Genomic DNA, 11,695 nt, shown 5'->3' with positions numbered 1-11,695 from the left:
CGGCATTGGCCGTGGCGAGCGCCGCCGCCGCTTCAACTCGATCGATGCCGACTACCTGCCAGCCGGGTCGCTCACTGGCAAAGGCCAGGGCTATTGCGCCGGTTCCGGTACCCAGGTCCAGCAATCGCCCCCCGGTAGCGGGAGCCAGCTCCAGCGCTACCTCCACCAGGGTCTCGGTATCGGGGCGCGGGATCAGGGTCTGCGGCGAGGTGGTGAGCGCCAGCCCCCAGAACTCACGCTCACCGATCAGGTAGGCGACGGGGTTCCCCTCGGCCCGAGCTGCTACCAGCGCCTCGAACCGGGCGCGCTCATACACCGGGGCCGCCCTGTCACCCCAGGTATAGAGCCAGGTACGGTCGACACCCAGCACGTGGCCCAGCAGTACCTCGGCATCAAGGCGCGGGCTGGCCGAGCCCGCCTGGGCAAGCCGCTCCGTTGCACGGCCCAACAGGCTGTCGATATCCATCAACCCTCCTGCTGCAAGGCCGCAAGTTGCTCGGCCTGATGCTCGTGAATCAACGGCTCGATGACTTCATCGAGTTCGCCCCCCATCACTTCGCCCAGCTTGTAGAGGGTTAGGTTGATACGATGATCCGTCAGGCGTCCCTGGGGAAAGTTATAGGTGCGGATTCGCTCGCTGCGATCCCCCGACCCCACCAGCGAACGGCGCGTATCGGCCTGCTCCCGGCGCTGACTGTCCTGGGCGCTCTGCTTGAGCCTGGCGGCCAGCAGCGACATCGCCTTGGCGCGGTTCTTGTGCTGGCTACGCTCCTCCTGGCATTCGACCACCACGCCGGTCGGCAGGTGGGTGAGGCGAATGGCCGAATCGGTGGTATTGACGTGCTGCCCCCCGGCTCCGCTGGAGCGGAAGGTGTCCACGCGCAGGTCCGCCGGATTGATCTCCACATCACCCACGGTGTCAGCCTCGGGCATCACGGCCACCGTACAGGCAGAGGTATGGATACGGCCCTGGGATTCCGTGGCCGGCACCCGTTGCACCCGGTGCGCGCCGGACTCGAACTTGAGGCGGGCATAGACCCCCTCTCCCTTGATTCGCGAGATGATCTCCTTGTAGCCACCCTGCTCACCGTGACTGGCGCTGACCACTTCGACTTTCCAGCCACGCTTCTCGGCGTAGCGCGAGTACATGCGGAACAGGTCACCGGCGAACAGCGCCGCCTCGTCGCCACCGGTACCCGCACGCACCTCGAGAAAGACGTTGCGACCGTCATCCGGGTCACGGGGCACCAGCAGCTGCTTGAGTCGAACCTCCAGCTCCGCCAGCCGCTCGCGCCCCTCTGCCATCTCGAGCTCGGCCAGCTCGCGCATGTCGGCATCGTTGTCGCCGGCGAGGTGAGCGGCATCTTCCAGCTCCCCTTCGGCATGCCGGTAGTCACGCCAGGCATCGACGAGCGCTTCAAGCTCGGCGTATTCCCGGGAGTAGTCGCGAAACCGTGCCTGGTCGGTAATCACCTCGGGCTCCGCCAGCAGGGCGGCGAGCTCCTCGAAGCGCTCGACGAAGGTATCGAGTCGCTGGCGCAGGGTCGCTTTCATGGCGTTTCCTGTCAGGGTTTTATTGATGAGGGATCAAGCAGCAGCGCTTCGGCGGCGGCCAGCAGGTCGCGTCGCTCGCTGCCAGAGGCTTCACGCAGTGCGACCGTTGGCCGATGCAGCATACGGTTGGTGAGCTGATGGGCGAGAATGCGAACCACCTCTTCCGGGTCCTCGCCACGAGCCAGCCGAGCCATTGCCTGCTGCTCAGAATGTCGGCGCAGCTCGGCGGCCTGGCCTCGATAGCGCCGGATCAGCTCCCCGCCGCCGCGAATACGACGCTCATGGAGCCAGACACTGACGCCATGCTCGATCAACGACTCGGCCTGGTCGGCCGCAGCCTGCCGGTGCCGCCGATTCTCCTGGATCACCTCGTTGAGATCATCCACGGTATAGAGGAAGACATCGTCCAGGTCACCGACTTCCGGCTCGATGTCCCGCGGCACGGCGATATCGACCATGAAGATCGGCCGGTGGCGACGCTTCTTCAGTGCCCGCTCGGCCATACCCTTGCCGAGAATCGGCAGCGGGGCCGCGGTGGACGAGATGACGATATCCGAGCGCACCAGGGCATCCGGAATCTCGCTCAGGGAGATCGCCTCTGCATTGAACTCCCGGGCCAGCACCTCGGCACGCTCACGGGTACGATTGGCAACGATCATATTACGCACGCCCGCCTCACGCAGGTGACGTGCCACCAGCTCGATGGTTTCGCCCGCACCGATCAACAGCGCACGGGAGCGGCCGAAGTCGTCGAATATCCGGCTGGCCAGACTGACCGCCGCATAGGCGACCGAGACCGGGTTCTGGCCGATCCCGGTGCGCGTGCGCACCTGCTTGGCCACCGAAAAGGTATGCTGGAACAGCAGTTCCAGCTCGCCGCCGAGCCCACTGGCCAGACGCGCCGACTGGTAGGCCTCCTTGAGCTGGCCGAGTATCTGCGGCTCACCCAGCACCATCGAGTCCAGCCCAACGGCCACCCGCATCAAATGACGAGCAGCGTCATTGTCATGGTAGTGATAGGCACAGGAGGTCAGGTCATCCACCGGAAGCCCATGGAAATGGCTCAGCCAGTCGAGAATCAGCCGTTCACCGCTGGTGTCGGTGACGCAATAGAGCTCGGTGCGGTTGCAGGTCGACAGCACGGCGGCTTCCCGCACCTCCGGGACACCGCGCAGCTCGCCGAGCGCGACTCCAGTTGAGTCGGCGTAAAGGCAACCCGCTCGCGTACCGCGACGGTGGCTGTCTTGTGGTTGATGCCAAGGGCAAGGAGCGTCATGCGTAAGCGTCTTCGCGTGATGTCGTCAGGCGGTACGGAACAGGAAAATCCACCTCTGGTGGCGCTGCATTCTACCACAGCCTTCCATGCTCGGCGCCATGTACACAAAGGCGACAATTGACGCACGACAAGGGAGGGGCGTTTCACGCGCCAGGACCGACAATGGCGTCGATCCCTTTGCCCACCGGTCCCGAGTCGGTATGCTGGCAGCTGGCATCCTGGACGAGATACGCATGCCCCCGACTCAGACACGCTTCATCCGCCATGGACTGGCAACCCTTGGTCTCGCCGCCCTGCTGACCGGCTGCCAAAGCATGCCACTGACCCACTTGATGCCGGCCCATGACGACCCGCTCGACTCGGCTCCCCCCATCGAGCGGGGGCTGGATGCCGAGGGTCTCTCGACCCTGCTGGTGGCAGAACTCTCCGGTCAGCGCGGCGACTATCGCCGGGCCACCCGCGGCTACCTGTCGATGGCCGAGCGCTACCAGGTCGCGGAACTGGCCGAGCGCGCCACCCTGGCGGCTCGCTTCAGCAATGACCCCCTGCTGCTGGAGGAGGCGGTAGAGCAGTGGCACCTGCTCTCGCCGAGGGCAGAGGCGCCGCTACGCCTGCTGGCGGGACTTGCCCTGCAGCGCGGCGACTGGGTAGGCGCACTCGAGAAACGCCTGCTGCTGGTCGAACAGGGCGCCCATGGAGAGCTCACCCTGTTCATGGAGCTGGCGCTGGATGCCGGGGTCCCTCCCCACCCCCTGCGCGAGCGGATGAGCGAGCACCTCAGCCGGCCCGGCGCCAGCGAGCATGCCCACCACCATGATTCGGTACTGGCCATGGCCATGCTCGAGGCTGCCACAGGGCAATCACACCGCGCAGAGGCGCGCCTGGATACCCTGGCCCGTGATCATTCGGAACTGCCGGCACTATGGATGACCCGGGCTCGCCTGGCGCTGGATGACGGCAATACCACCAAGGCTCGGGACGCTGCCCGCCGCGGCCTGGAAATCTCGCCAGATGACCCCCGCTTCCTGCTGCTGCTGACCCAGACCGAACTGCAGCTTGGCAATGTGGCCGCCGCTGAGGCACACGCCGACGCCCTGCTCGACGAACATGAGGGCAACCAGGAGCTCCGCACGACCCTGGCCGGCCTGTTCCTCGAGGACGGACACCTTGAGGCCGCCCGCCGCCTGCTGCTCCCCCTGGTGAGCAGCGACCAGCCTCCGCCCACGGCGTTCTACCTGCTCGGCGCCATTGCCGAACAGGAGGGTGAAGTCGACAATGCGCTCCTCTATTACCGGCAGGTCGCGACGGGCGGCGACTTCCTGAGGGCCCGCCTGCGTGCCGCCCGGATGTTGATCGAGGATGATCGCCTGCTGGATGCACGCGCCTTCCTGCGCATCGAACGACTGCGCCACGAGGACCACTTCAACGATCTGGTCATGCTCGAGGTCGAGCTGCTGGACGAAGCCGGCATGACGGCAGAAGCCGACGCCCTGCTCGACCTGGAAGTGGCACGCACCCCCAACGACGAGCAACTGCTCTACCTGCGCGCCATGCGGGCCTGGTCCGAAGGCGATATCGAGGCCATGGAGCGCGACCTGACTCGCATCATCGAGCGCAACCCCGACAACGCCACGGCCCTCAATGCACTGGGTTATACCCTGGCCGACCTGAACATCGAGGGGCGACTGGAGGAAGCCCGGGATCTGATCGAGCGGGCCCATGAGCTAGAACCGGGAAGTGGCGCTATCATGGATAGCCTCGGCTGGGTCTACTTCCGTCTCGGCGACCCGGAACGCGCCCTGCCCTGGCTGGAGCGGGCCTACGCCGCCATGCCCGACCAGGAGATTGCCGCCCATCTCGCCGAAGTGCTGTGGGTTCTGGAGCGCCACGACGACGCCCGCTCCCTGATCGACGAGGCACTGCAACGCTTCGACGAACATCCCGTGATCGATGACCTGCTCGAACGCATTCCCGAATTGGCACCCTGATCGCTACCACTAATCGACTTCCCCGCCACGCACCCGCTGACGAGACACTGCCATGACGCACCACGCCAATGCCCTGCGACTACTGCTCTCGAGCCTGGCCTTGATGCTGCTGGCCGGCTGCGCCGCCCCATGCCGGCCCCTGACTCCGATCGTGCAGCAGGCCAGTGGGAAGCCCAGCAGGAACGCCTCGAGGCCCTGGACACCTGGATGCTGGCCGGCAAGGCCGGGCTTCGCACCCCCCAGGAGAACACCAGCGCCAACCTCGACTGGAGCCAGCACCCCCACTACTATCGGATCCTGATCAGCGGCCCCTTCGGCAGCGGCCGCAACACGCTGGAGGGTCGCGAAGGCCGCTTCTCGCTGACCACTTCCGAAGGGCGTTTCGAAGCCGAGACCCCCGAGGCACTACTGCAACAGCAGCTGGGCTGGACGCTGCCGGTCAGCTCGCTCTCCGACTGGATCCGCGGCTTGCCGGCAGAGCACAGCCAATACCAGATGGACCATGATGAACTCGGCTTCCCCCAACGCCTGGAACAGGACGGCTGGGAGATCGACTACCGCGACTGGACCCTGGTCGAAGCGCTGTGGTTGCCCCGCCGCATGACCATGGAGTACGGCGACTTGCGCGTGACTCTGGTGGTCACCGATTGGCGCCCCGTCCTCGACGACTGACCCATGACGGCGACGCTGAAGCTGCCGGCACCGGCCAAGCTCAATCGGATGCTGCACATCGTCGGCCGTCGAGAAGACGGCTACCATGAGCTGCAGACGCTATTCCAGTTTCTCGGTTACGGCGACACCCTGCAGCTGTCCCGCCGCGACGATGACCGCATCACCCTGTCGCCGATCATGGGCGACATCCGTGCCGAGGAGAACCTCATCGTGCGAGCGGCCAGGCTGTTGCAGGCCGAAACCGGCTGCCGCCTTGGCGCCGACATCCACCTGACCAAGCGCCTGCCCATGGGCGGCGGCCTGGGCGGCGGCAGTTCCGACGCCGCCACGACGCTGCTGGGGCTAGATCGGCTATGGGGCCTGGGCCTTGGCCAGGATCGCCTGGCCTCCCTGGGCCTGTCGCTGGGTGCCGATGTGCCGGTCTTCGTGCGTGGCCGTTCTGCCTGGGCTGAAGGCATCGGCGAACAATTGACGCCGGTGACCCTGGACACCCCCTGGTTCGTGGTGCTTCACCCGGGTGTCGCCGTCGCCACGGCGGCGGTGTTCGGCGCTGCGCAATTGACACGTGATACCCCCCCGATTACCATGGCGCGCGCACTGCAGGGGGGAGCGCCCAGTTGGCACAATGACTGCGAGCCGACGGTCCGGTCACTCTATCCGCCGGTGGCGGAAGCGATTGACTGGCTGGGCAGGCGCGCACCGACCATGCTGACGGGAACCGGCGCCTGTGTCTTCGCCCAGGTAGAGACCGAAGCCGAGGCGAAGCGCATCGTGGCCGACCTGCCCAGCCGCTTCACGGCATTCATTGCACGCGGCCTCAACCTCTCCCCGCTACATGCTGCTCTGGGCCGCTGATCGTGATGCCTGCCTGGGTCACGAACTATTCGACGCTGCGGACGAGGTGCCGAGCCGATGAGTCCCGAGAGCCCCCCAACACTGCATAGGTGGATGCGCGTGTCAAAATTGATGGTTTTTGCCGGGAATGCCAATCCCGAACTCGCCCAGAAGATCGCCGAGAGTCTGGACACCCGTATGGGTAATGCCACGGTCGGGCAGTTCAGCGACGGCGAGATCGCGGTCGAGATCAACGAGAACGTTCGCGGCAAGGACGTGTTCATCCTGCAGTCCACCTGCGCGCCGACCAACGACAACCTGCTCGAGCTCATTCTCATGGTTGATGCCCTGCGCCGGGCCTCCGCCACGCGAATCACCGCCGTGGTGCCTTACTTCGGCTACGCTCGCCAGGATCGCCGTGTCCGCTCCGCTCGCGTGCCGATTTCCGCCAAGGTAGTCGCCGACATGATGGTCAAGGCCGGTGTCGACCGGGTCATGACCATGGACCTGCATGCCGACCAGATCCAGGCTTCTTCGACGTACCGGTAGACAACGTCTACGGTTCACCGATCCTGCTCGACGACATCGAACGCCAGAACTACGATGATCTGGTGGTGGTCTCCCCCGACGTGGGCGGCGTGGTCCGCGCCCGTGCCATCGCCAAGCAGCTCAATGCCGATCTCGCCATCATCGACAAGCGCCGCCCCCAGGCCAACCAGGCCCAGGTAATGCACATCATCGGCGAGATCGAGAACCGTACCTGCGTGGTGGTCGATGACATGATCGATACCGCCGGCACCTTATGCAAGGCCGGCGAAGCACTCAAGTCTCATGGTGCTCGCCGTGTCGTGGCCTACGCCACCCACCCGATCCTATCGGGTCCGGCAGTAGAGAACATCGCCGGCTCGGTGCTCGACGAGGTGGTCGTCACCGATACCATACCGCTGTCTGACGTGGCTCGCCGCAGTGGCAAGATCCGCCAGCTCAGCGTGGCCGGTCTGATCGCCGAGGCGATCCGTCGCGTCAGCAATGAAGAATCCGTCAGCGCCATGTTCCACTGAGTCCCAGCGACTTTCAGCAAGAGCGACTTTCAGTAAGAACACGGCGTCGGAAAAGTGCCCCCACGGGGCTTTCGGAAGCACGACAGCCAGGTCGCGGGCTGCCGTGATTTCCTTATCTCAAGCAAGAGGCAACATCAATGTCCGATTTCACTCTCAATGCCAGCGTTCGCAACGACCTGGGGAAAGGTGCGAGCCGCCGCCTGCGTCGTGAGAACCTCCAGGTGCCGGCCATCATCTATGGTGGCGAGCAGGCACCTGAGCCGATCTCCGTCGAGAAGGCCGCCTTCTACAAGGCCATCGAAGACGAAACCTTCTTCTCCTCGGTGCTCAACCTCGTCGTCGACGGCAAGAAGCAGCAAGTCGTCGTTCGTGACCTCCAGCGCCACCCATACAAGCCGCTGGTCACCCACGCCGACTTCCTGCGCGTGGATGCCACCCACGAGATCACCATCCGCGTGCCGCTGCATGTCGTGGGCGAGGAGACATCCAAGGGCATCAAGGACGAAGGTGGTGAGCTGCACGTACTCTCCAACGAGATCGAGATCAGCTGCCTGCCCAAGGACATTCCCGACTTCCTGGAAGTCGACATCTCCGAGATCGCGCTTGGCACCACCCTGCACCTCTCAGACCTCAAGGTGCCGGCCGGTGTGAGCCTGGTCGAGCTCTCCCACGGCGCCGACCACGACAACGCCGTGCTGACCATCAGCAAGCCCAAGGTACGCGGTGGTGATGCCGACGGCGAGGAAGGTGAAGGCGAGGAAGGCGAAGGCGCGGCCGAGTAACCGGCCCTGTCGGGGCCGCCCTGCGGCGGCCCCTTCCCGACTCGACCAAGCGCTGCGGCGCTTGTTTTTTTTGGAGACCCCGCATGCCCCAGGTGAAAGCGATCATCGGGCTGGGCAATCCCGGTGACGACTATTCAGAGACCCGTCACAATGCCGGCGCCTGGCTGGTGGAGATCCTGGCACGCCAGGCCGGTACCGAACTGCGTCCGGAAAAGAAATTCCTGGGCCTCTATGCAAGGTGAGGCTCGATGGGCAGGACCTGCATCTGCTCGAACCCTCGACCTTCATGAACCGCAGCGGCGCCGCCGTGGCGGCCTTGTGCCAGTTCTACAAGATCGCCCCCGACGAACTGCTGGTAGCCCACGACGAACTGGACATTCCGCCTGGCGCGGCCCGCTACAAGCAGGGCGGCGGTCACGGCGGACACAACGGCCTGCGCGATATCATCAGCGCACTGGGTAACGACAAGAGCTTCCATCGACTGCGCATCGGCATCGGACATCCCGGCGATTCACGCCAGGTCACCAATTACGTACTGGGCCGACCCGGCAAGGCCGAGCTCGCTGCCATCGGCGGCGCCATCAGCGAATGCCTGGCTACCCTGCCGCTGGCCATCACCGGAGACTGGGCCCGTGCCATGAGCCGGCTGCACAGCTTCAAGGGCTGACCCCAGCGCCTTTTTCGCCATCACTTTCAGGACATCATCATGGGTTTCAACTGCGGTATCGTCGGCCTGCCCAACGTCGGCAAATCCACCCTCTTCAACGCCCTCACCAAGTCCGGCATCGATGCCGAGAACTTTCCCTTCTGCACCATCGAGCCCAATGTCGGCATCGTACCGATGCCGGACCCACGCCTCGATGTGCTGGCGGGCATCGTCAAGCCGCAGAAGGTGCTGCCCACCACCATGGAGTTCGTGGACATTGCCGGCCTGGTGGCGGGCGCTTCCAAGGGCGAGGGCCTGGGCAACAAGTTCCTGGCCAATATCCGCGAGACCCAGGCCATCGCTCACGTGGTGCGTTGTTTCGACAACGATAACGTCATCCACGTGGCCAACCAGGTCGACCCGCGGGCCGATATCGAGATCATCAACATGGAGCTGGCCCTGGCCGACCTGGACACCGTGGAACGCGCCATCCAGCGCCTGGTGCGTGTCGCCAAGGGCGGCGACAAGGAAGCCATCGCCACCAAGGCCATTCTGGAGCGCATCCAGCCTCATCTGGCGGAAGGCCAGCCACTGCGGAGCTTCGGGCTCGATGATGACGAGCAGCGTCAGCTCAAGAGCTTCGGCTTCCTGACGCTCAAGCCGACCATGTACATCGCCAACGTCAACGAGGACGGCTTCGAGGACAACCCCTATCTCGACGTGGTTCGTGAAATCGCCGCCGAGGAAGGCGCCGTGGTGGTACCGGTGTGCAACCAGCTGGAGGCGGAGATCGCCGAGCTGGAAGACGAGGAGCGCGCCATGTTCCTCGACGAGATGGGCATGGAGGAGCCGGGGCTCGACCGGGTGATTCGCGCCGGCTACGACCTGCTCGGCCTGCAGACCTATTTCACCGCCGGAGTGAAGGAAGTGCGGGCCTGGACGGTCAAGGTGGGCGCCACCGCCCCGGAAGCCGCCGGCGTCATTCATACTGACTTCCAGAAGGGCTTCATCCGTGCCGAGGTCATCGCCTATGACGACTTCGTCACCCTGGGCGGCGAGCAGGGCGCCAAGGATGCCGGAAAATGGCGCCTGGAGGGCAAGGAGTATGTCGTCCAGGACGGGGACGTGATCCACTTCCGCTTCAATGTGTAACCACAACCCTTGACCTGGCAGGGGCGAGTCCGTAAACTTCGCCCCCGTTGAATGGCTACGTAGCTCAGCTGGTTAGAGCACATCACTCATAATGATGGGGTCCCCTGTTCGAATCAGGCGTAGCACCAAGCATTCAAGAAACCCGGCGCCATTGGCGCCGGGTTTTTCGTGTCAGTCACATCACAGCGCTATAGATGTCAAAACTCGGCGCGATTACAGAAGGCAACCAGCGCCCGCGTCAGGTATTCCACGTCCTGGGCGCCTGCGGTCTCGCGAATCGAGTGCATGGCCCACTGGGGGACGCCGACATCCAGCGTGGGCACCCCCAGTTCGGTGGCGGTAATCGGCCCGATGGTACTGCCACAGCCCATGTCGGCGCGGGTGGCGAAGGTCTGGACCGGCACCCCGGCCTCGCGGCACAGGTCACGGAAGAGCGCCGAGGTGGCACTGTTCGTGGCATAGCGCTGATTGGCATTGACCTTGATCACCGGCCCGCCGTTCAGTGACGGCCCGTGAGCCTCGTCATGCTTGTCGAGGAAGTTGGGATGCAGGGCGTGCGCGTTGTCGCAGGAGATCATCCGCGAGGCCTGGATCAGCCGGATAAAACCCTCGTCGCCCACCTCGCCGAGCTGGGCATTGACTCGCCGCAGGACATCGCCCAGGAAGGGACCCTGGGCCCCGCAGGCGCTGGCACTGCCGACCTCCTCGTGATCGTTGGAAACCAGCACGACACCCTGGGCCCCATCCGATTCGAGCAATGCCTCCAGTCCGATGAAACAGGAGAGCAGGTTATCCAGCCGGGCACTGGCGATCAGTTCGCCCTTCACCCCCACCCGTGCCGGCGGCTGGGTATCGAAGAGCGCCAGTTCGAAGTCGAGAATTTCGGCGTCCCCGACGTCGTGCTGGGCATCGAGCCACTCCAGCAGCAGCCGCGTGAAGTCGGCCTTGTCGCCCCCCTGGAGGAAGACCGGCGCCATCTGGGTCTGGGCATTCAGTTCACGTCCGTTGTTGGCTTCACGATCCAGGTGGATCGCCAGGCTGGGGATGGTTGCCACGGGTCGCTCCACGTGCAACAGCCGCCCCTCCAGCCGGCCATCTGGCTGGCGTAGATGGACACGCCCCGCCAGGCCCAGGTCACGATCGAACCAGGGAGCCAGTAACGCCCCGCCATAAAGCTCGACACCCAGCTGCAGCCAGCCGGCCGATGAGGTCTGGGCGGCATTGGGCTTGAGCCGCAGCCCGGGACTATCGGTATGGGCCCCGATCATGCGCAGGGCGTCGAGCCCCTCCCGGGGCAGCTGCATGGCAATGATGGAGGAGTCGTTGCGGGTGACATAGAACCGTTCCCCGGCCGTCAATTCCCAGGGGTGTGCCTCATGCAGTCGACGGAAACCTGCGGCCTCGAGCCGCTCGGCCATGACCGATACGGCGTGCCAGGGAGTGGGCGAGCGTTGCAGAAAGTCGAGCAGACGCTCAAGACGGGCTTCCTGAGACATGAGAATCCTCTTCAGGGGGTCTGTGGTTGACGAGACAGCTGCTACAATACCGCATCGTCCTTTGCAACTCGCAAGCCTTGCGCGTGTCTAGGAAGGAAGTTTACACGAAATCGGGAGTGCTTCATTGATGAGCCTGCTAGCCGTTATTCGGCACTCAGCCATACTGCTGGCCCTTGTATTGCTGACCGGCAATGTGGCGCTGGCGCAGATCCAGCCCAGCGAATCCCAGCGCCA

At 64.7% G+C, this 11,695-nt stretch carries 7 protein-coding genes, 1 tRNA gene and 4 pseudogenes; 8 read left to right on the top strand and 4 right to left on the bottom strand.

The genetic code is table 11. The annotated features are described in order from the left end of the window. The 3 genes and pseudogenes from Q427_RS27655 to hemA form a co-directional block, all read right to left on the bottom strand. Positions 1-466: N5-glutamine methyltransferase family protein (locus Q427_RS27655; protein ID WP_043518785.1), on the bottom strand; the 466-nt coding region annotated here is incomplete at its 3' end. Continuing rightward, positions 466-1,554, bottom strand: a complete 1,089-nt coding sequence (gene prfA / locus Q427_RS27650; RefSeq protein WP_043518784.1) for a peptide chain release factor 1 — start codon at positions 1,552-1,554, stop codon at positions 466-468. The genes Q427_RS27655 and prfA, both read right to left, overlap by 1 nt. A gap of 11 nt (positions 1,555-1,565) precedes the next feature. After that, positions 1,566-2,830: pseudogene (gene hemA, locus Q427_RS27645) on the bottom strand (glutamyl-tRNA reductase). Positions 2,831-3,063: 233 nt separating this feature from the next. On the opposite strand from hemA, the gene Q427_RS27640 reads away from it, so the two are divergent. From Q427_RS27640 to Q427_RS27605, 8 genes and pseudogenes are all read left to right on the top strand, one after another. Continuing rightward, entirely contained in the window at positions 3,064-4,818 is a 1,755-nt protein-coding gene (locus tag Q427_RS27640) for a tetratricopeptide repeat protein (RefSeq protein WP_043518787.1), read from the top strand. Positions 4,819-4,870: 52 nt separating this feature from the next. After that, positions 4,871-5,490: pseudogene (gene lolB / locus Q427_RS27635) on the top strand (lipoprotein insertase outer membrane protein LolB). Positions 5,491-5,493: 3 nt separating this feature from the next. Next, complete coding sequence (gene ispE / locus Q427_RS27630) at positions 5,494-6,345, top strand: 4-(cytidine 5'-diphospho)-2-C-methyl-D-erythritol kinase (protein ID WP_043518782.1); 852 nt, start codon at positions 5,494-5,496, stop codon at positions 6,343-6,345. Between the two features lie 99 nt (positions 6,346-6,444). Further along, positions 6,445-7,385, top strand: a pseudogene (locus Q427_RS27625) (ribose-phosphate pyrophosphokinase). 137 nt (positions 7,386-7,522) lie between these two features. Beyond that, the gene (locus tag Q427_RS27620) at positions 7,523-8,167 is read left to right on the top strand and encodes a 50S ribosomal protein L25/general stress protein Ctc (RefSeq protein ID WP_043518780.1); all 645 of its coding nucleotides are present in this window, start codon (positions 7,523-7,525) and stop codon (positions 8,165-8,167) included. 83 nt (positions 8,168-8,250) lie between these two features. Continuing rightward, positions 8,251-8,834, top strand: a pseudogene (pth, locus tag Q427_RS27615) (aminoacyl-tRNA hydrolase). Positions 8,835-8,873: 39 nt separating this feature from the next. After that, positions 8,874-9,965 (top strand): redox-regulated ATPase YchF, encoded by a 1,092-nt coding sequence (gene ychF, locus Q427_RS27610; protein WP_043518779.1) that lies wholly within the window; start codon positions 8,874-8,876, stop codon positions 9,963-9,965. A 54-nt stretch (positions 9,966-10,019) separates the two neighbouring features. Further along, a tRNA-Met gene (locus Q427_RS27605) sits at positions 10,020-10,093 on the top strand. A 69-nt stretch (positions 10,094-10,162) separates the two neighbouring features. On the opposite strand, the gene Q427_RS27600 is transcribed toward Q427_RS27605, so the two are convergent. After that, positions 10,163-11,461: a M18 family aminopeptidase gene (locus Q427_RS27600; RefSeq protein ID WP_043518778.1), complete on the bottom strand. Its 1,299-nt coding sequence runs from the start codon at positions 11,459-11,461 to the stop codon at positions 10,163-10,165. Positions 11,462-11,695 lie beyond the last annotated feature (234 nt).

The organism is Halomonas sp. BC04, from assembly GCF_000568385.1.
This window is presented reverse-complemented; position numbering and strand designations above follow the sequence as displayed.